Source organism: Flavobacterium gossypii (assembly GCF_014138495.1).
In the GTDB taxonomy this organism is placed as follows: Bacteria; Bacteroidota; Bacteroidia; order Flavobacteriales; family Flavobacteriaceae; genus Flavobacterium; species Flavobacterium endophyticum.
This window is the reverse complement of sequence record NZ_JACJIS010000002.1, coordinates 202,217-222,985: the sequence shown is the minus strand read 5'-3', so window position 1 is coordinate 222,985 and position 20,769 is coordinate 202,217. Positions and strand designations below refer to the sequence as shown.

General features: G+C 38.3%; 22 protein-coding genes. 7 read left to right on the top strand and 15 right to left on the bottom strand.

The features are described from left to right. The first annotated feature begins 18 nt into the window (after positions 1–18). On the top strand, positions 19–531 hold the full coding sequence (locus GGR22_RS10930) for an adenine phosphoribosyltransferase (RefSeq protein ID WP_182493694.1): 513 nt from the start codon (positions 19–21) through the stop codon (positions 529–531). Here GGR22_RS10930 and GGR22_RS10925 read toward each other — a convergent pair. From GGR22_RS10925 to GGR22_RS10910, 4 genes are all read right to left on the bottom strand, one after another. Next, on the bottom strand, positions 528–668 hold the full coding sequence (locus GGR22_RS10925) for an SsrA-binding protein (protein WP_182493693.1): 141 nt from the start codon (positions 666–668) through the stop codon (positions 528–530). The genes GGR22_RS10930 and GGR22_RS10925 overlap by 4 nt on opposite strands. A gap of 73 nt (positions 669–741) precedes the next feature. Next, entirely contained in the window at positions 742–2,376 is a 1,635-nt protein-coding gene (locus GGR22_RS10920) for a M56 family metallopeptidase (protein WP_182493692.1), read from the bottom strand. 2 nt (positions 2,377–2,378) lie between these two features. Beyond that, positions 2,379–2,738, bottom strand: coding sequence for a BlaI/MecI/CopY family transcriptional regulator (locus tag GGR22_RS10915; protein WP_121376474.1), 360 nt, complete (start codon positions 2,736–2,738; stop codon positions 2,379–2,381). Between the two features lie 283 nt (positions 2,739–3,021). Further along, on the bottom strand, positions 3,022–4,236 hold the full coding sequence (locus GGR22_RS10910; protein ID WP_182493691.1) for an MDR family MFS transporter: 1,215 nt from the start codon (positions 4,234–4,236) through the stop codon (positions 3,022–3,024). Between the two features lie 97 nt (positions 4,237–4,333). Between GGR22_RS10910 and GGR22_RS10905 the strand changes: the two genes are divergently transcribed. From GGR22_RS10905 to GGR22_RS10885, 5 genes are read left to right on the top strand one after another with little or no spacing between them, the layout of a single operon-like run. Continuing rightward, entirely contained in the window at positions 4,334–4,936 is a 603-nt protein-coding gene (locus GGR22_RS10905; protein ID WP_182493690.1) for a DUF1684 domain-containing protein, read from the top strand. A gap of 3 nt (positions 4,937–4,939) precedes the next feature. After that, positions 4,940–5,590 carry a TatD family hydrolase gene (locus tag GGR22_RS10900; protein ID WP_182493689.1) on the top strand — a complete coding sequence of 217 codons (651 nt, stop codon included), beginning with the start codon at positions 4,940–4,942 and terminating at the stop codon, positions 5,588–5,590. Between the two features lie 14 nt (positions 5,591–5,604). After that, the gene (locus GGR22_RS10895; RefSeq protein ID WP_182493688.1) at positions 5,605–6,333 is read left to right on the top strand and encodes a tRNA threonylcarbamoyladenosine dehydratase; all 729 of its coding nucleotides are present in this window, start codon (positions 5,605–5,607) and stop codon (positions 6,331–6,333) included. Positions 6,334–6,368: 35 nt separating this feature from the next. After that, the gene (locus tag GGR22_RS10890; RefSeq protein ID WP_121376469.1) at positions 6,369–7,025 is read left to right on the top strand and encodes an HAD family hydrolase; all 657 of its coding nucleotides are present in this window, start codon (positions 6,369–6,371) and stop codon (positions 7,023–7,025) included. Positions 7,026–7,031: 6 nt separating this feature from the next. Beyond that, positions 7,032–7,691, top strand: a complete 660-nt coding sequence (locus GGR22_RS10885; protein WP_182493687.1) for an HAD family hydrolase — start codon at positions 7,032–7,034, stop codon at positions 7,689–7,691. 11 nt (positions 7,692–7,702) lie between these two features. On the opposite strand, the gene GGR22_RS10880 is transcribed toward GGR22_RS10885, so the two are convergent. Then, positions 7,703–8,983: a cryptochrome/photolyase family protein gene (locus GGR22_RS10880; protein WP_182493686.1), complete on the bottom strand. Its 1,281-nt coding sequence runs from the start codon at positions 8,981–8,983 to the stop codon at positions 7,703–7,705. A 3-nt stretch (positions 8,984–8,986) separates the two neighbouring features. Continuing rightward, a complete protein-coding gene (locus GGR22_RS10875) occupies positions 8,987–9,454 on the bottom strand; it encodes an SRPBCC family protein (RefSeq protein ID WP_182493685.1) in 468 nt (155 codons plus the stop codon). Between the two features lie 137 nt (positions 9,455–9,591). Between GGR22_RS10875 and GGR22_RS10870 the strand changes: the two genes are divergently transcribed. Then, positions 9,592–10,440, top strand: a complete 849-nt coding sequence (locus GGR22_RS10870) for a DUF2911 domain-containing protein (RefSeq protein ID WP_182493684.1) — start codon at positions 9,592–9,594, stop codon at positions 10,438–10,440. 54 nt (positions 10,441–10,494) lie between these two features. On the opposite strand, the gene GGR22_RS10865 is transcribed toward GGR22_RS10870, so the two are convergent. The 9 genes from GGR22_RS10865 to GGR22_RS10825 form a co-directional block, all read right to left on the bottom strand. After that, positions 10,495–12,213 carry a sodium:solute symporter gene (locus tag GGR22_RS10865; RefSeq protein ID WP_182493683.1) on the bottom strand — a complete coding sequence of 573 codons (1,719 nt, stop codon included), beginning with the start codon at positions 12,211–12,213 and terminating at the stop codon, positions 10,495–10,497. 113 nt (positions 12,214–12,326) lie between these two features. Beyond that, positions 12,327–14,846 (bottom strand): PIG-L family deacetylase, encoded by a 2,520-nt coding sequence (locus tag GGR22_RS10860; RefSeq protein ID WP_182493682.1) that lies wholly within the window; start codon positions 14,844–14,846, stop codon positions 12,327–12,329. A gap of 106 nt (positions 14,847–14,952) precedes the next feature. Then, positions 14,953–15,408: a hypothetical protein gene (locus GGR22_RS10855; RefSeq protein ID WP_182493681.1), complete on the bottom strand. Its 456-nt coding sequence runs from the start codon at positions 15,406–15,408 to the stop codon at positions 14,953–14,955. 77 nt (positions 15,409–15,485) lie between these two features. After that, positions 15,486–17,321, bottom strand: coding sequence for a BamA/TamA family outer membrane protein (locus tag GGR22_RS10850; RefSeq protein ID WP_182493680.1), 1,836 nt, complete (start codon positions 17,319–17,321; stop codon positions 15,486–15,488). Positions 17,322–17,396: 75 nt separating this feature from the next. Further along, positions 17,397–17,927, bottom strand: a complete 531-nt coding sequence (locus tag GGR22_RS10845) for a mechanosensitive ion channel domain-containing protein (RefSeq protein WP_121376461.1) — start codon at positions 17,925–17,927, stop codon at positions 17,397–17,399. 3 nt (positions 17,928–17,930) lie between these two features. Beyond that, on the bottom strand, positions 17,931–18,524 hold the full coding sequence (locus GGR22_RS10840) for a Maf-like protein (RefSeq protein ID WP_182493679.1): 594 nt from the start codon (positions 18,522–18,524) through the stop codon (positions 17,931–17,933). Next, entirely contained in the window at positions 18,517–19,440 is a 924-nt protein-coding gene (locus GGR22_RS10835; RefSeq protein ID WP_182493678.1) for a geranylgeranylglycerol-phosphate geranylgeranyltransferase, read from the bottom strand. The genes GGR22_RS10840 and GGR22_RS10835 overlap by 8 nt, the downstream gene beginning before the upstream one ends. Before the next feature lie 33 nt (positions 19,441–19,473). Beyond that, positions 19,474–20,001: a KdsC family phosphatase gene (locus tag GGR22_RS10830; RefSeq protein WP_182493677.1), complete on the bottom strand. Its 528-nt coding sequence runs from the start codon at positions 19,999–20,001 to the stop codon at positions 19,474–19,476. Next, positions 19,985–20,749, bottom strand: coding sequence for a Rossmann-like and DUF2520 domain-containing protein (locus GGR22_RS10825; protein WP_182493676.1), 765 nt, complete (start codon positions 20,747–20,749; stop codon positions 19,985–19,987). The genes GGR22_RS10830 and GGR22_RS10825 overlap by 17 nt, the downstream gene beginning before the upstream one ends. Between the last annotated feature and the right edge of the window lie 20 nt (positions 20,750–20,769).

Sequence of the window (20,769 nt, the reverse complement as noted above, 5' to 3'; positions counted from 1 at the left end):
AAATTAAATGTAATAAAAATGTCAATAGAAAAGTACATCCGTGATATTCAGGATTTTCCGAAACCAGGAATTGTTTTTAAAGATATAACGCCTCTTTTGGCTGATGCAGAGGCTTCAAAAGCGTGTTTAGAACTGCTAATCAATAGCTTAAAAGATAAAAAGATTGATAAAGTAGTAGGAGCAGAGAGCCGCGGCTTCTTTTTTGCTACGCTTTTGGCGTATCGATTGGGAGCGGGGTTTGTTCCTGTGAGAAAGCCGAAGAAGCTTCCGTTTACGACCATTGCAGCGACGTATGAACTGGAATATGGCACCGATACCTTAGAAATGCATACCGATGCTATAAAAAAAGGCGACAGAGTATTAATCCATGATGATGTTTTGGCTACTGGCGGAACGGCAAAAGCGATGTGCGAATTGGTTGAAAGGCTAGGCGGGGAAATCGTACAGTGTAATTTCTTGATGGAGCTTACTTTTCTCAACGGCAGGGAAAAAATCAAACAGTATGATATCTTTTCTCCCTTGAAATATTAATCTAACGCATGGGTCGTGACATAATATTTCCAGGCAATGATTGCTTTTTGCCATTTGGTTGCCTTGGCTAAGTCTAAGCCTTTCTTGGTGTAGTTGGGCAGCAGCCATTTGTTTAGTTTTGCTAATAGTTTGAACATGACTTTTCTTTTTATTTAAAGATACAAAAAAAGGCTGTCTTTTTAGGACAGCCTTTTGCTTTCTTGTTTTGTCTTATCTTAAGTTTTTTTCCATTTGTTCTTCCATCTGTTTTGCATAGGCTTCCATCTGCTCTTCAAAGATTTCCATTTTCTTTTCAAACTCTTCCATTTGTTTTTCGAAGTCTTTTGAGAAGGCAGCTTCCATTTCTTCACCATATTTTTCCATGGCTTTTTCGAATTTTGCCATTTCGCCGTCTTTAGCTTCCATCTTAGTTTCAAATTCCTTCATCTTTTTCTCAAATTCTTTCCATTCTTTGCTGTCTTCGTTATAAGCAACAGTTGGAGGCATTGGAGGTGTTGGGAATTGTGGAACCGGTGGCGTATTTGGCATTGCTGGCATTGCAGGCATTACTGGCGGTGTTGGCGGAGTAGGAGGTGTTGGCATTTCAAGCTTGTCGGCTGATACTACTACAGAAGATCCGTTTGTAGTTCTGCCGTAGAATGTGTTCTTAGGGCTAGAAATAACGACTTTATCATCTTCTTTTTTCAATACAAAAGGCTGGATCGGTTCGTCGCTTTTTAGGTATGAATTTCCTGAATTGCCATCCTTGTCTTTATAAGTTGTCTTGATGGCCACGATTTCCTTGTCGGCATTTCTTTTGACTTTTGAAAACTTCACGTCGATTCCATTATTCTTCTTAAAAATCTCTGATTGCAGTTTTAAGTAGTCATCCGTAGAATTTTTATCGATCTTGAATTCATAAGGATTTGTTTCCTGGATTGCTTTTTTTGAAGATTTCTCCTGCGCTACGGTTTCTACTTGAAACTGAAGCATGAAAACTGTCAGTAATGGCAATACGATTGCGTATTTCCAAGAATTTCGCTTTTTTGATTGATCTGTGTTTAACATAACGATTCGCTTTTTGATTAATGATTGAAAAAAATGATTAGTAATTGGAATGCAGTGATGAGGTGCACTTACTTTTAATAATGTTTTTTGGTATATGATTCGGTCCGAAACCATTTTTAAGGCTGTCGAATCGGCAATAAATTCTAAGTTTTGGACAATAGCTTTTTTATGTAACCAGGCAAAAGGATTAAACCAAAAGGCAATGCAGAATAATTGGCTTATGATCATGTCGGCCGAATGCATCTGCGAGCTATGTACTTTCTCATGTTCTAAAATGTTATCTAATTCTTCTTGCCTGAAACGGTTTGAATTGTAAACGATATAATTAAAAAATGAAAAAGGCGACTGTATTCTATCCGTATCCACAAGCTTAAAACTGCCGCAAGTTTCTATCGTCTGGTTTTTAAATATTTTTTTCAGTGCCCAAAAGTCTCGAATAAATTTTCCTAAGAAGAAAAGCATCCCGATAAGGTAGATTCCGGCCACAACATACAGCCAGTTAATCTCCAACGAAGGCTCTTGAATTATTGGTGGTATTTCGGTTTTTGGAAAATCACTAACGTAAGTCATAGGATATGCCCCTGTTTCTACGGGTACATAGTGCCTTACGACAGGTTCTGTCCACACTATTTTTTTGAAAATAACAAGTGGCAAAGCCAATGAGGTTAGTATCCCAGCCAAGAGGAACCATCTGTTAGACGTAAAGAATGTCTCTTTTCGCAACAGGAAATAGTAGGCTAGAAAGAACACGGCCAATAGGGCAGATGCTTTTGCAAAATAGAGGATGAAGTTTTCCATGCTTATTTCTTTTTTTCGATCATGTCTAAAATCTCACGTAATTCGTCGGCAGAAATCTTTTCTTCTTCAGCAAAAAAGGAGACTAGGTTTTTATAAGAGCTGTCAAAATAATTGTCAATTGCTGTAGTCATAAAACGTTTTCTATAGTCTTCAATGGCTACGATAGGATAATACTGGTGCGAGTTTCCGAAAGCTGTATGCGATACGAAACCTTTTTCTTCCAATATTCTCACAATGGTTGAGAGTGTGTTGTAATGTGGCTGGTCTTCTTTGATTTCGGCCATTATCTCTTTTACGAAAGCTTTTTCAAGTCTCCATAAAATGTGCATTACTTCTTCCTCTTTGTTTGTTAATTTTTGCATCTTTCTTTTTTATTTTTTTGGAAGTCTCCCGAACGTTCCAAGATAGAACGTTCAAGAGAAATACCAATCTAACCCTTTAACGAGACAAACTTACAACTAAATTTTTAGTTTGCAAACTATTTTTTTAGTTATTAAACTATTTTTTTAGTTTTTATGTCTTTTTTATTTGTAAATAGTTGATATTTAAAGGTGTAATAAAAATGAAATTGTAAGCTAAATTAATCAAAAATGTAATGCCGAAAGCAAAGGAGTTTAGAAAAACGCCTTTGTTATTTAAAATAAGCTATTTGTTTTTTAAGACCATTCGTTTCAAGTAAATGATGCTGGCGCAAGAGAGAAGGCCCAAAGTTCCCATTACTATCCAATTTGCATTGTAGCCGAAGCGGGAAATAATTTCCATACCTAATTTAGCGCTGGTGACATGCGCAAGGCTGAAGCTCATCGTAAACAAAGCCATATAGCGGCCTTCGTGTCCTTTTGGAGCTCGGCTCATCGCAAAGCTATTTGAAAACGGAAAGTTCAGCATTTCTCCTATAGTAATAAAGACCATGCTAATGACCAAGATGCCCACCCAGTTGTCAAAAAGCAATACAAAAAAGCTTAAGCTAACGAAAAAGGTACCCCAAAGAATAATTTTTAGACGGTTTACCTTTTTTCTTTCAAGGAAGGTGACCGTTGGCATTTCTAAGAAGAATATGAGCAGTCCGTTGAAAGACATCAATAATCCGGTCTGGAACTCGGTAATATGATACCATTCTGCATGATACAAGGGAAGCGTTGTAAACAATTGGAAAAAAATAAGCGCCGTAACATAGCTTCCAAAAAGGAAAACCCAAAAAGGAGCATCGCGGAATACCGATTTTACGATTTTTTCTTCAAAATTCTTGTGGTCTTCATAAGGCGATTTTTTCTTCTCTTTTACTAGTAATGCAAAAATCAGTATAGAAATGATACACGAAGCGCCGTCAATCCAAAATAATCCTTTGTAGCCTATTCCCATGATAATCAATCCTCCCAAAGCCGGTCCGGCAGCGAAGCCTAAATTCACGGCCAAGCGTACCAGCGTAAAAGCACGCGTTCTGTTTTCGGGTTTGGCATACGCTCCGAGGGAAACATACATGGCGGGACGGAACATATCCGCAATGATCATGATACCGAACATGGCAATGCACAAGCCTTCAAAAGAGGTCACAAACTGTACAGAAATCAATAATAATCCGCTGGTCAGAAGGCTGAAAATCATTATTTTGTAAAACCCTATTTTGTCCGAAAGCTTTCCGCCAAGCCAAGAACCAATCATCGAACCCGAACCGAAGCAGACCATGACCCATCCGACTTGGCTATAGGTGAAATGAAGGTCTTCTTTCAAGTATTTTGAAAGAAAAGGCAGTACCATTGTTCCGGCCCTGTTGATAAAAGTAATCAGTGTAAGTATCCAGATTTCTTTTGTAAAGCCTCTAAAAGAATCGATGTAGCGTTTGAAAGCTTTTTGGAGCATTGAATTGTGAATTTGACACAAAGTTACAAAGTTTGGATTCCTTTTTTTAGAATCTGTAATCGATTATTTTGCTTATTTTTGCCTAAAATTAAAAACTGTGAAAAGCTTTCTAAACCTCTTGTTTTTGCTGGCAGCTGTGGTCTCATCCGCACAAAAAAGTTTTGTAAAAGATTCTGTTATTGCTTTTCAAAAAGAAATCAATACAGAATATGCTGATTCTGTAAAAAGTCCGTTGCTCAAAAAAGATTGGAAAGAATTCAAGTCGTTGGATTTTTATCCGATCAGCGAAAAGTTTTTTGTAAACGCAAAATTTGTAAGGACTCCCGATGAAAAACCTTTTGAAATGCCGACGACAACATCTCGAAAGCCAATCTACGTAAAATATGGAGAAGCGCATTTTTCGATCAACGGCAAGCATTTCAAGCTGAATATCTACCAAAGCCAAGATTTGAAGAAAATTGACAAATACAAAGACGCACTTTTCTTGCCTTTCACAGATTTGACTTCGGGCGTGGAAAGCTATGGCGGTGGAAGATATGTCGATCTGAAAATTCCTGAAGGCGATACGATTGCGATTGATTTTAATACAGCATACAACCCGTATTGCGCTTACAATCACAAATATTCTTGTCCGATTCCGCCACAAGAAAATGACCTTAAAATTGAAATCAAGGCCGGCGTGAAAAAATTTAAAAAATAAGTTTTGCTATACAATCTCCATACGCACAAATTCTCAAACCATTCCGATTGCCTTGAATTGGTGAATCAGTATCCGCAGGAATTTAAGGAATCCATTCCGTTTTATTCGATAGGAATCCATCCTTGGTATATTGTAGAAGATAGGATAGGAGAAGATTTGAGGATTATTGAAGAAAAACTGCAATCTGCAAATTGCTTGGCAATAGGAGAATGCGGCTTGGACAAAAGGATTGAAGTTCCGTTTGATTTGCAAGAAGAAGTATTCAGGAAACAATTGCTTTTGGCAGAAAAATACCAAAAGCCAGTTGTAATTCATTGCGTGGCTTCTTTTCAGGAATTAATTGCAATTAAAAATGATTTGGGAATAACGGTTCCGATGATTATCCACGGATTTTCAAAAAACGAGCAGCTGGCAAAACAGCTACTAAGCAACGGATTTTATCTTTCTTTCGGAAAGTATTTGTTGAGAAATCCGGAACTGGAATCGGTCTTTAAAAATATTCCTGACAACCAGTTTTTTTTGGAAACCGATACCCTAGATGAAACCATTGAAGAGGTGTATGCGATAGCTTCGCGATATAAAAGCAAAAGTTCTGGTGAATTGCAGGAAATCATCCGATTAAATTTTGAAAAAGTTTTTAAAATACAGTTATAATAAATTTAGAAAAAATGGCGCAGTGGACAGAAAGGGCTGAATTGCTATTCAAAAAAGAAGGTCTTGAAAAATTAAAGAATTCAAATGTATTGATTGTCGGAGTAGGAGGCGTAGGCTCTTTTGCGGCCGAATTTATCGCAAGGGCAGGCGTTGGAAAAATGACCATAGTTGATGGCGATGTCGTAGATATTACAAACATCAACCGACAATTACCAGCATTGCATTCTACAGTTGGCGTATCAAAAATAGATGTAGTTGGCGATCGTTTGATGGATATAAATCCAGAATTACAGCTTACGAAAATAAAAGAATTCCTTTCCCCAGAGAGAGCATTTGAAATCGTGACCAATGATTTTGATTATGTCATGGATTGCATCGACAGCGTGACGCCAAAACTGAATCTTATCATTGCTTCTAAAAGAAAAAAAATAAAAATTATCAGCAGTATGGGCGCAGGCGGGAAAATGGAAGCTGCTAAAGTAAAAGTTTCGGATATCAGCAAGACCAAAAACTGCTATCTGGCCAAAGCCATAAAAAGAAGATTGAAAGAAGTAAAGATTGATAAAGGCGTAAAAGCCGTATATTCTTCTGAAATTCAAGATACTTCCAGCTTGAGAATGACCGATGGCAAGAACTTCAAAAAGTCATTTTACGGAACGAACAGCTATATGCCTGGGCTTTTCGGACTTCATGCGGCAGAAACGGTAATCCGCTATTTATTGAAAAAAGAAGAACACAATTAAAATTTTCTACCAAAAACACACAACACAACACAACAATGATAAAAACAGTAATTTTTGACATGGACGGCGTTATCGTTGATACGGAACCGGTTCATAGATATGCCTATTTCCAGCATTTTGACGAACTAGAAATTTCCGTAACAGACGATATGTTTGCGACTTTCACAGGAAATTCTACTCGCAATGTTTTCCAGAAATTAAAGCACGCTTTCGGTTTGGACCATGACGTAGAAGATTTGATACAGCGAAAAAGAAACATTTTCAACGATGCTTTTGATACCAAAAAAGACCTGCACCTTTTAGAAGGAGTTGAAGATTTAATTAAAGACCTTTACCAAAACGGCATCCAGCTTATCGTGGCATCGTCGGCTTCAAAGGTTACGATTGAGCGCGTTTTTAACCGATTTCATCTGCATCAGTATTTTTCCGATATCGTTAGTGGAGAAGATTTTCCGAAATCAAAACCGCATCCGGCCATTTTCGAACATGCCGCTTCGTTATCCATAGCTAAAAAGGAAGAATGCATTGTTATTGAAGACAGTTCCAACGGTATTGAAGCTTCAAAAGCAGCTGGAATTTTTTGCGTAGGTTATAACAGCGAACATACCAAACTTCAGGATTTGTCAAAAGCAGATCTGATTATCAATCACTTTAACGAGCTGAACGCCGAAAAAATTAAGAATTTAAAGTAAAACAAAATGGTTAAAACCGTGATTTTTGATATGGACGGTGTCTTAGTCGACACTGAGCCAGTTCACTATGATGTAAGCCTATTACAATTCAAAGATTTAGATATAGAAGTTCCCGATGAAATGTACCATACGTTCACAGGGAATTCAAACAAGATGATTTATCAGAAGATAAAAGACAGATTCCAGCTAACACACGAGGTCGAAGACCTGATTGTAGCTAAAAATAAGCTGTTTCTAGAAGCGTTTGACAATAAAGAAGACTTGCACCTGATGCCCGGCGTCAAAGACCTCATCATTGACTTATACGAAAATGGAGTGCAGCTGATTGTAGCTTCTTCTTCGGAAATGGCGATTATCAACAAGGTTTTCGAGCGTTTTGGACTGAATCCGTACTTTACGCACAAAGTCAGTGGTGAAGATTTTCCAGAATCCAAGCCAAATCCCGCGATATTTTTAAAGGCGGCTTCGTATTCGAAAGCGCCCATAAACGAATGTATTGTTATTGAAGACAGTACCAATGGCATTACAGCAGCAAAAGCGGCAGGTATTTTTTGTATTGCCTATAAAGGCAAAACTGCAGTAGGACAGGACCAATCGAAAGCCGATATGATCGTGACTGATTTTAGCGACCTGAGTTTTGAAAAAATAAAAAATATAAATTCGTAATGATAAGGAAGCTATCCGACAGCTTCCTTATAAACTTTCAGGCATCTTTCTCTGGCTTCTTTGTGGTCAACAATCGGTACGTAGCTTAGTTCTTGGAATTCAGGTACCCACTTTTTGATGTACTTGAAATCCTTGTCAAATTTTTTGACTTGCTCGCTCGGATTAAAAATCCTGAAATAAGGCGCCGCATCAACGCCAGAGCCAGCAGCCCATTGCCAATTCCCGATATTGCTAGATTGTTCATAGTCTAACAGTTTTTCTGCAAAATAGGCTTCGCCCCAGCGCCAGTCAATCAACAGATGCTTGCATAAAAAGCTGGCGACAATCATCCTTACGCGGTTGTGCATATTTCCGGTAGCATTCAATTGGCGCATTCCAGCATCAACAATAGGATAGCCGGTGTTTCCTTCGCACCATTTTTGGAACTCATTTTCGTTGTTACGCCACTTAATATGGTCGTATTTCGGACGGAAGCTTTCGGTAACTGTATTAGGAAAATGCCAAAGTATCTGCATGAAAAATTCTCTCCAAATCAGTTCATTCAAAAAAGTATCTTTTTTATGCTGTAGTGCCCTTTTTACAATTTTTCGGATACTCACAGCACCAAATCGTAAGTGCGGACTTAAATGTGAAGTGCCGTCGATACTTGGGAAATCACGAGTTTCTTTATAATTTTCAATAACCGTATCAGAAATATCAAAATCTTCAACTGGAATAGTAGATTTTAGAAATCCGATATCTTTCAACGTCAGAAAAGGATAAGAATGGTGAACTATTTGTCCCATTTTTTTCTCTGAAGGAAAAGAGTCTATTGGTTTATCTCGAAGATTTTCTTTCCACTTTTTAGAATACGGAGTATAAACGACATACGGCGTTCCATCTTCCTTCGCGACTTCGCTTTTTTCAAAAATAACCTGATCCTTAAAAGTATGAAATGCAATGTTTTTAGATTTCAAAAGGTTTTTGATTTCGGAATCTCTAGTTCTTGCATACGGTTCGTAATCATGATTGGTATATACCGCTTTTATAGGGTTTTCAGAAATTAATTTTGTAAAAACATTTTCAGGTTTATCATAAAAAACGGCCAGTGATTTTCCTGTTTTTTCGAGTTGATTTTGGATTTTTTCCAGCAATTGCGAAATAAAAGTTACCCGAGCATCATCTTCTGGAAGTTCGGACAGGATGTTCTTGTCGAATATAAAAATAGGAAGAGTCTCGTCGACGGACAAAGCTTCCCATAATCCTCGATTGTCTTCCAATCTCAAGTCACGCCTAAACCAAAATATATTCATAGCTTATTGCTTAAATTCACCAAAAAGTTCTACAAGTTTGTTTCGTCTGAAGGCAAAAATTTCGTCAAGTTTTGGCTTTACTAGAAAAGGATGCGCTAGCTGGCCTAAGATTCCCATGGGTACTTTATAATGGACAATATCCTCCATCTCTACGCCGCCAGCAATAGGAGTCAGGAAATGTTTATGATGCCAAAAGGCATAAGGCCCGAATCGTTGTTCGTCGACAAAGAATTTTCCATCATGGACATGCGTAATTTCGGTAACCCATTGCATCGGAATACCAAAGAGCGGCGTAATCGTATAATGGATGATCTGGCCTGCAAACATTGCTTTTTCATCGCCAGAAATCGTCTTGAACCCCATCGATTTTGGAGTGATTACTTCTAGGTTTTTTGGATCGGCAATAAATTTCCAAGCTTCGTCGACAGTGATCGGCAGCTTTTGTTTTGTATGCAGCGTATATAATTTCATACTACAAAAATATCATATTGTTTAATTAAAAGCTAATATAGTTAAACAATATAATACTTTTTTCTTGGTTTTATTTAACAAATAAGTAATTTGGAATTATTAAATTCGCAGACATTAAATCAAAAACTATAATTTATATGAAAAAGATAATTATTGCTGCAGGATTGCTTCTAATTACTTTAACTGCTGAGGCACAAGTAAAAACGCCACAGCCAAGTCCAAAATCTGATGTAACGCAAGTAGTCGGATTAACTGAGGTGCATATTGAATATTCTCGTCCGAGCAGCAAAGGGAGAACTATTTTCGGAGACTTGGTTCCTTTTGGAAAAACTTGGAGAACTGGAGCTAACGGTAATACGGTAGTCACTTTCAGCGAAGATGTAAAAATTGGCGGAAAAGACTTACCTAAAGGAAGCTACAGCCTGTTTACAGTTCCTAAAGCAGATTCTTGGGATGTTATCTTTTATAAAGACACCAACAACTGGGGCTTGCCAGCAGAATGGAACGAAAATAAAGTAGTTCTTAGAACAACTGCAAAACCAGAAAACCTAAACAGAAATGTGGAAACTTTGACGATTGCAGTTAACAATATCAGTAATGATTCAGGAAGCTTGGAAATTTCTTGGGAAAAAACTCTTATAGCGGTTAAGTTTGATGTTCCTACGCAAAAGACAGCGATGGCAAGCATCGAATCTACATTATCAGGACCTTCTGGGGATGATTATTTTGCTTCTGCACAATATTACTACCAATCTAACGGCGACATGAATAAAGCCTTGACTTGGGTAAATGCTGCGATTGAAAAATCAAAAGGTGATGCGCCGTTCTGGTATTTAAGACAAAAATCGTTGATCCAGTCGAAATTGGGAGATAAAAAAGGTGCTATCGAAACGGCTAAATTGTCTCTGGCTGCTGCTGAAAAAGCAAATAATGCTGATTATGTAAAAATGAACAAAGACAGTATTGCTGAATGGAGCAAGAAATAATAACCATTCTGTTATAATTTTATATAAAGCTGATTGCATTGCAATCAGCTTTTTTTATTGTTGCTTAGTATTAGAATTTCTGAAATATTGCACCGTTACCGAAACAATAATCGTGATGATAACTCCGATAAAGTTCAGCCATAAGTAGCTCAATTTTTCTTTTCCAGGAGGGAAGATGTAGATGGCCAGATAATAAATTATAAATATCGCAATCTGGCTGAAAACTGCGGCCCAGAAAATGGCTTGTGCTTTTACATATTTTATATAGAAAGCTACCAAGAAAATCCCTAAAATAGTACCATAAAATATAGAACCGATGATATTTACGAACTGGATCAAGTTTTCAAACAATGTACCAAAACAAGCAAATAGGATAGCAATCATACCCCAAAGCAACGTAAATCCTTTGGAAGCTTTCACAAAATGCGCTTCGGACTTTTCTGTTTTGATATTTCTTTTGTAGATATCGATTACAGTTGTAGATGCCAAAGAATTGATTCCTGCGGCAGTAGACGACATGGCCGCGCAGATAATTACGGCGAGCAGAAGTCCGATAAATCCTTTTGGAAGGTAATGGATAATAAAATGTATAAATACGTAATCGCTATCTGTAGTCTTGTTTTTCTTGTTGGCTTTGCTGATTAAGACTTTAGCATTCTCGCGAAGCGTTTTTTCTTTTTCTCCTAACGCGATGATTCTGTTTTTTAAGACTTTATTGTCGGTTTCAATATTTAGCTGATTGACATACGCCAGCGTTACTTCCTTTTTCTCTGAAGCGATATCCACCAATTCGCCTTCTAGCTTTTTATAGTCGGTGGCATAGACAGACTTTTCAATACTCGCCTTGCTATTTGGATTGAAATTGATTGGCACGGACTGGAACTGGAAAAAAACATAGACCATAATTCCGACCAAAAGAATGAAGAACTGCATCGGCACTTTTAAAAGCGCATTAAAGACAAGCCCCATTTGGCTTTCTCTGACCGATTTCCCTGATAAATAACGTTGTGCTTGAGATTGGTCAGTCCCGAAATAGGAGAGGGCCAAGAATAGGCCTCCTGTCAATCCGGTCCAAACGGTATATCTTTTTTCTTTATCTAAAGAAAAATCAAGAATATTCATCTTGTCGTTTACGCCGGCAATCTGCAAGGCATTATTGAAAGAAACCTCTTTTGGCAATAAGCTTAATATTATAAAAAAGGCGATGAACATTCCCGACATGATGATAAACATCTGCTGTTTCTGGGTAACGTTAACCGCTTTTGTGCCGCCGGTCATCGTGTAGATGATGATTAAAATACCGATAACGATATTCATCAGATTCAAGTTCCATCCCAATATAGAAGACAATACAATTGCTGGCGCATAAATTGTAATTCCAGTAGAAAAGCCTCTTTGTATCAGGAATAATATGGCTGCAAGCGAACGAGTCTTAAGGTCAAAACGTTGTTCTAAAAACTCATAAACGGTATATACTTTGAGCCTATGATAAATGGGAATAAAGGTGATGCAGATGATAATCATCGCCAACGGAAGTCCGAAGTAAAATTGCACGAAGCCCATTCCGTCATTAAAAGCCTGTCCTGGAGTAGAAAGGAAGGTAATAGCGCTGGCCTGGGTTGCCATTACAGAAATTCCCACGGTATACCAAGGAGTCTCATTGTTCCCCAAGATATAATCCTGCACGTTTTTACTGCCTCGAGTTTTCCAGGCACCATAAAAGACGATGAAAAAAAGCGTAATGATTAAAACTACCCAGTCGATTACCTGCATTTATGAAAAATATTGCATTATAAAGTAAAAAATCAGAATGTACAGGGCGTTCATTACAAGCACCAAGGTGTAATTTCTTTTCCAGCTTCTTAATTTCTTTTCTTCCATTATTTTTATGATTTTTCCTTTTTTCCTACGGAAATAAGATTGGTAAAAAGCTTAAATGCACCTGGAACGCCGGCTGGCAATTCCCTAAAAAAGCTTAATCCTGTGTAAATATAATATCCTTTTCCGTAATTCGCGATTAAAAGGCTGCCTTGTTTTTCAGATTCGCCTAAATCTTTCATGCCAAGGATAGGCGTGAACTCAGGCGCCCATTTATCAGGGAAATATAATCCTCTTTCTTGAACCCAGCCTTGGAAATCGGTTTCTGTTATCTTATTAGGATGATTTAAAACGGAATGCGTTGCGTTCAGAAACGAAACTTTTGCATTTTCATCGGTAACCCTGTCACTCGAAAGATTCAGTTCGTAAGGAGAAAAATCTGGTACATTGAATCCACGTCTTCCAGAAGTATTGTATTGCACGATCAAATTACCTCCATTTTTTACATATTCCAAAAGATAGCGCTGTTTGAATTGCAGGTCAGAAATTACGTTATACGCACGAATTCCCATTACGATGGCGTCAAATCCAGCCAAAGAAGTTTCTGTAATTTCATTCGGCTTTATGATTCGTACATCATAACCGATTTGTTTCAGACTCTGCGGAATTTCATCTCCAGCACCTTCAATATAACCGATAGTCTGTCCCTCTCTTTTAATGTCCAATCGTACGACAGAAGCTTCGGAAGGCATCAAAACAGATTGTTTTGGAATATGATCGTACTGAATGGTTGTCAATTTCTGTCCATATTTTTTCCCTTCAGAAGTGATTACAGGCGAAATGATTCCTTTGTTTTCTGAAGCAGGCGGCGTGACGTTGAAAATAACAATCTTTTCGTCATTTTTCATGGCGATTTCAAAATCGATAGTTTCAGGAGAAACTTTCCAGCCTTGTGGCACTTGAAGGCTAATGCCGCCTTTTAAGTTTGCTTTCCCCGCTTTTATCTTTACAGAAATTGGCTTTTGTCTAGAATCTGGGAAAATAGTCACATCATCCAAAACGAGCGCTGTTGCTTCGGGCAGGACTTCAAAAGGCTGATATACTTCGCCTTTTTCAGGATCTGAATATTTGTAGATAATTTCTCTGTAGACATCAAAAGGCTGTCCTGCAATTTTCAGGATCCATTTTAATTTGAGCTTTTCAGTATCCGGTTTTCCTATCAAGGCCATGTCTTTTACGGAATACATTCCTAAAGTTCCTTTTTCATTTAGCCAATAAGGCGAGGTGTAAGGTGTTCCAAGCGCGGTACGTAATTTCTTTTCGGCTTTGAAGAGACTGTTTTTATCAAGCTTTTTGCCTGAAATTTTCCCGTTTTCAGGATTATTTAGAAAGCTGACTTCGATCAATTCGATATCTTGGCTGCTTCGATTTACGGCCTCGAGCCTCAATGTAAATTCATTATTTGGATTGGTGCTTTGTTCTGAAGAAGTACCTTCTAAGAACAATCCTGCAGAAGCTAGGATAATAGTTTCAAGCTCTTGTTTTTTGATGGTTCTCCAATGCTCGTCTTCTAACTTGCTGATGAGATTGTACGCTTCAATCAATTTTGGAAGATGTACGGAAGGATCATTAAAGTTGAAATTAGCTTGGACTTCATTTAGTATCTTTCCGATGGCTTCGCCACCTTTGACTCTTGTCCAAGTGGTGTTTATGCCATCAAATAAATTGTTTTTGTCTTTTGGAAAATCGCCTTTTAGAAATTCGATATATTCCATTTCGTCGCCGCGAGTTCCTAAAGTACCGAAGCCTTGGCATTTGTGCTGGCTTCTGCTTAAGGCGGCAATTTCGCCATTGCTTTTACCTTTTATTCCAAAATAGACGCCTGCGTTGATTGCAATCATCTTGCTTTTGTCTGCCTGTTCAAATTTTTCTTCTGAGCCATAAAACCACCACGAAGTATTAAAAAATATTCGTTTTGGTTGCCAGGTTTCCCATGAAGAGAGCTGTTCTGGATAGCTTTTCTTGTTTGCGGCCAAATCAAAAGCTTCCATGCTGAGCATAGCAGAAGCGGTATGATGTCCGTGCGTGGTTCCCGGACTTCTATGGTCAAAGCGATTGATAATAATATCGGGCCTGAATTTTCGGATAGCCAAAACGACATCGCTTAAGACCTGATTTTTGTCCCAGATCGAAAAAGTTTCATTTGGTTCTTTAGAAAAGCCGAAATCGTTGGCACGAGAAAATAGTTGTTCCCCGCCATCGATTCTTCTGGCGGCCAATAGCTCTTGGGTTCTCAAGACGCCAAGTAGTTCTCGGAGTTCTGCACCTATTAAGTTCTGTCCGCCATCGCCTCGAGTCAAAGAAAGATAGGCCGTTCTGGCTTTAATTTCATTAGAAAAATAAGAAATAAGCTTAGTATTTTCATCATCTGGATGTGCGGCTACGTATAAAACCGAACCTAGAAAATTTAGTTTTTGTACTTGTTCGTAGATTTCGCCAGAATTTAATTTCTGCGGCTGTTGGGCATTCAGAATACCGAATGAAAATAGGAAGAAAAATAGGGTGTGGTAAGCAGTTTTATGTATCATTTTAATTTTATGGAACTCAGTAGCTTCAAATATAATAATTAATTTTCCTGTGTGTTTTTCTAGTTACGACTTTAACAAAAAAGAGAGCCTTTGGCTCTCAATTTATCTAGTCATCGTGATGATGTCTGTGATGTTTTTTTGCTTTGTGTTTTTTGTAGTGCTTGTGATTGTCGTGATAATGGTGGACATCTCTTACTACTACCGTATGTGGCCTGTTGCCTCTGTAATATTTTACTCTATGCGTATTAAAATGTGCATAAGGCCTTGAACCATGATAGTCTGTTAATACAACTTTATAGCCGTTGTAAAGATCATAATTTCTGTATCTGGCTGGTAAGTATCTGCCTCTAATCCAGTTTCCATTGCTGATGTAGATAAAATTAGAAGCTCTTACATCATAATAGGCTTCAATGTCTGGAAGATAATAGTAATTCGCTTCGGTATATCCGACAGGCCCCCAGTCTGGACGGCTTCCGATACTTACATTTACTGATACTTGGGCTTGTAGAGAACTCGCCACAAATAAGCCAAATCCTGCGATTAATAATTTTAGAGTTTTCATAGCTGCATTTTTTTAGGTTCTTATATTGATCGAAATCCAACAACTATGCCACTCAGATTTTATTAAGAAATATTTAACTATTCATACGGAACGGTTTCGGGCTTTCCAAACTCGAAATTCTGCATTCCGAAATCGGTTGTCTTAAGAGAGTTGGTCTGCATATTGCCGCTCCCGTCTTCTGGTACCGAAGGATAATAAGAGAAAGAAAATTGGAAAGTGTTAAATACCAAGAAGTCGTTGCTGATGAGCACTCCGATTCCTATTTGTGAATATGCTTTTCCCTTGTACAAGTTATTATTTTCATTGCTCAAGATTCCTACTGTATAGGTCAGGAAAGGATTAAAACGAAATCCTCCAAGATTCCAAGGCGAATAGGATTGTGTTTGTAACATAAGGGAAGCTTTTTTTGTACCACGCAACTTGTAGCTGTTAAATCCTGGAATACCATTTTCTTCATTAAGATTTACCCTATCTGCAATGGTTGGAAAACGATTATTCCCTATCACGAGTTTTGGTTTTACGAACTGCCTCAATCTCCAATCGCCTAATTCGATAAGGTTGGTGAAATAATTCGCTTCTACCGAAAAAACAGTCTGTTGGGTAATCGGACCTCTGAAAAAAGTGCCATACTCGACATTGGTGCTGAAATAGCCCCATCTGAAATATTGCCCGAATGAAAAACGACCGCCAAGATACAAACGATTAATATGGTTTTTGTTTTGATACCCTACCGTCAGCGCATAAACTTTTCCGATGGCGACGTCTTCTGTAATGCCATAATTGAAGAGGTATTTGTCTTGGATAAATTTTCTCGAAGTCACACCAAAACCCGCAAGATAGAAGTTCTCATCAGAAAAAAACTTAAGACTATCATAAGCAGGAGTAGGGAATTCACTGTAATTTCTTCTCAAGAATCGAAAAGAGGTGATAAAATTAGTGGTCCTGTCTTCTTCGGAATTTCCTTTGAAAATTTGAAGTGATTTTCCGACCCAAGCATCTTGTGTACCGACTTTAAAATTCTGCGGTCCATATCGGCCTGTTGCATCAGGCAGCGAATCAACTTTGAAATCTTGGGCGATATAAATTCCAGCTCCCCATTTTGCAAAAGCAGAGAAAAAAGGCCGGTCGACCGTAATGCTTTTTGAGTAATTATTATGTTCGTCGACGCTATAAGCAAGCGATGTTCGGATATAAGTATTTAATATGTTGGGAACAGTATATCGCGTACTGATGGCGCTTCTCCCGTTATCAAATCGTTGCCTGTACGTATTGTCTAGTTCGTGTCCGGTTCCTAAGAAATTGCGCTCCGTCAGCTCAAAAGTAGTCTTGGATGTCGAACCTGAAGCATTCGGAATCAAACTCCAAGAATCGAGCGCCCTGATATAAACATCGACAGAATCCGAGCCTGCTCCTGCAAATTTTGTAGTGATGTCCACGGCTCGAATATACCTCTGACTTCTGATCAAACGTTCTGATTCTTTCACCAAAAGCGAATCCAATGGACGATTTTTTTTGATAAGCAGCAGGTTTTTTATGGTAAGCCTGCTGGATCTTATATGAATTCTGTTTCCGAATCGTTCAAAACCATTTCGTGCTTTTTTGGTCGAGTCTTTTTCTGAAAAACCAAACGGATCGAGCGTAGTGATGTGTATGTTTCGGATGATTTTTCCTTCGTATTCGCTATAATTTTTAAGCACGACCTTGTCTTTCGGCTTATTTTTAGGTTTTTTAGAATCTACTGGCTTAAAGATAAGTTTGTGGAGAAACTTGGTAAATCCTCTTTTTTTAGAATAGCGCTCAATGTTGCGGTAGCCTCGCAAAGAATCCTTTTTGGCCGGCTTTTCTTGCGCATGCGACATTTGACAGCAGCTGATTGTCAATAGCAATAAAAAGAATTTTAATTTTCTGAGCATTGGCAATTTTACAATTTGGGATTACCTTGATTTGTGAAGTTACAAAATAGGAATCAATTTTTAAGCCAATTCCAGCTAATCTGTGAATTCTTTTTCCTCTCGCGTCGTATTTACAATAGAAACGCCTTTTTGCAGCAGCAGATTATTCGGATAAGTGACGAGCTCGCCTTCTTTGGTTCTCAAATAAGTGTGGAAAGCCTTGATGTCGTCGATTTCTGCCTCAAAAGGAAAATCTTTATCGTGTATCCTGATCGTATCGCCGATCTTAAAAGGAAAGGAGAAGAAAAGGATGATTCCGGCAGTTATATTGCTCAGTATAGACCATTGCGCAAAAAAAGCAACGCCAATAATGGTAATAACCGAAGTAAACGCCAAGTAGATGTCGCTCGTACGGACGCCCCAAATGATAAAAATTCCAGCCAGAGTCAACGCCATGATTACGATGCTAATGTACTTGCTGACCAGTATCGCGCGGTGTTCGTTGATTTCTGCATGCTTGGCGTAACGCTTTATCAAAGTAGTAATGATAAAACGGATGACCATTACGCAGACCAGTAAGATGATGGTGCTTATGATTTTAGGCGTGTTTTCTTCAAAAAAGGACATTCTCTAGCGGTTTTTCCCAAAGTTAGTAAAATATTCATAAACTTTATGGACAGGAAGACCGACAACATTCGAGTAAGAACCTTCTATTTTACTAATTCCGACAATGCCGATCCATTCTTGGATGCCATAAGCTCCTGCTTTATCGTAAGGCTTAAAATTCTCCAGATAATAAGCAATCGCCTCATCGGAAAGAGTACCAAAAGTGACTTTGGTAACTTCGTTAATAACTTCTACTGTGCCATTGTGCTTGAAGCAGACCGAAGTGTATACCTCATGGGTTGAATCCGACAAAGCTCTTAGTATATTAAATGCATCGTCGTAATCTTTTGGTTTTCCCAATGCTTTTCCATTATGCCAGACAATGGTATCGCTGGTGACCAAAATATCTTTAGGCCCTAATTCGTCTTGGAAAGCTTCGGCTTTTAGGATTGCTAAAAAATCCGTGATTTCAGAAGCTTTAAGATGGTCGGGATAGATTTCTTCCACCTCTTTCAGGCGCACTTCAAAATCGAGGTGCATATCCTTGAAAAACTGCTGTCTTCTTGGCGAGCCCGATGCTAAAAGGATGGTATATTCTTTTAAGTGAGAATTAAGCATATTTGATGTTGAAATTGATAACGGCAATAGAAAGAATTCCGAAGAAAATCACAAGCTTTAATACTTTGCTCAGATGATGAAAGTCCTTTTGGCTTTTTGCCCCAAACATTTTTACTGTGAAATAGATCAGCGGGGCCAGAATGAACACAAAACCATATCCAGAAGCGTAATATAAATTATTCGAGAATAAATGTTCGTTGATATAATAGATGATCAATCCTAAAGGAATAAAGCTCAATCCCAGCACTACTTTTGCCGTTCTAGCAACGCCAAGCACAATCGGAAGCGTATTCATTCCTTGATTATAATCGCCATTCACGTCTTCTAAATCTTTGACAATTTCCCGAATGAAATTGATGATAAAGGCGAAAACAGCATAATCAATCAATATTCCAAAAATAACGCCCATGTTTGCTTGATTTTCAGGAACAATCATCGGTAGCAGATCGAAAATTCCGATAATCAGAATACTTAGAGAAAGCAATAACGCAATGATGATATTACCAATCAGCAAAGTTTGCTTCAAGCCATTAGCATACACATAAAGCGTAGCCGCTATGATAATAAACACGGCTGCGAAATTTGATTTGTGGATGGCATTGGCAAGATAAAAGCCAATTCCTACACCTACAACATTTAATGCAATATAGATGTTATATCCCATAGATTCTGAAATCTGTTTTCCTATTACGATATCTTGTGGTTTATTGATTTCGTCTGTTCCTCTGTCAAAAATATTATTAATCAGGTAACCGCCAGCAGCGATACATACTGTTGAAAGCACCAAAAGCGCAAACTGCCAGTCATTTAAAGCCAAAGGAATAGATTGCGACTCCAAAAAGCCATATCTGAAAACCAGCTGCATCAGCGCAAGCAGGATAAGATTTTGATAACGTATCAGTTTTAAAAAAGACATGGTTTCTTTATTTAGAATGTGTTCTTGTTTTTATTAATCGTGTTTTCCGTTAAAATATTGCATCCACTTTCCTTGAACGCGCATCACTTGCTCAATAACGTCGCGAACCGCACCACGGCCGCCATTTTTATGAGAAATATAGCTACAGATTTCTTTAATTTCTGGGCTCGAATCCAGCGGACAGGTAGGCAATCCCACAAGCTTCATGACATGATAATCAGGAATGTCGTCGCCCATATAAAGAACCTGCTCCGGCTTTATGTTGTATAATTCGATATATTCCTTAAAAGTTTCCACTTTGTCAGGACAAGCTAGATGGATGTCTGTAATTCCAAGATTTCGCAATCGGATTCGGACGCCTTCGTTGCTGCCGCCAGAAATAATGCAGACGTGGTAGCCGCTTTCTACTGCTGCTTTCATAGCATAGCCATCGCGGATATTCATTACACGTAGCATTTCGCCTGTTGGGGTGATATGGACAGAACTGTCGGTCAGAACGCCATCGACATCAAAAATAAAAGTCGTGATGTCGTTCATGATTTCCTTATAGCTTTTTGACATTGGATTGTTGAATGGATTGGGTTAGTATTTTGTAAATTTCTTTTTGCATGTTGTTGGTCAGTAACGCCAAATGTGCCTGTATCGTATTTTGATCGTTTCTTTTTGCCGGTCCCGTCTGCGCTTCAAGAGGAGAGAGATGTTGAACCTTTTCGGCCGTTTCTGCAATCAAAGGCTTTAATATTTCAAACGGAAGCTGATGTTCCGCACAAATTTCTTTGCCAATTTGATACAGATGGTTCGTAAAATTATTCACAAAAACAGCGGCCACATGAAGCGATTTCCTTTGATCAGAACTGATGAGATAATGCTTGGCACCAATCGCTTCGGCAAGATCTTCTAATGTAGTATAGTCGTCATCGACTTCACTTTCAAGGCAAATTGGTATTTTAGAAAAATCCACCTCTTTGTCTTTTGTAAAAGTCTGCAGCGGATAAAAAACACCTCTACGGTTCTTGGAATCCAATTCTTCTAAAGGAACACCTCCAGAAGTATGTACGACGAATCGGTTTTTAAACGGAAGATTCGACGATACCTCAGCAATAGCGCTATCGGAAACAGCAATAATATAAATGTCCGATTCTAAAAGTTGTTGCCAGTTAGTAGCGATTTTGGAATCGTCAACCAAATGCAATACGCTTTCTTTCTGTCTCGAAAAAACCTGCTGCAGCGCAATCGCATCGCTTTTCAAAAAAGCCTGGATAAGATGCTGTGCCACATTCCCGGAACCGATTACAGTTGCTTTAATCATGGCGCTAATTTAGGGATTAG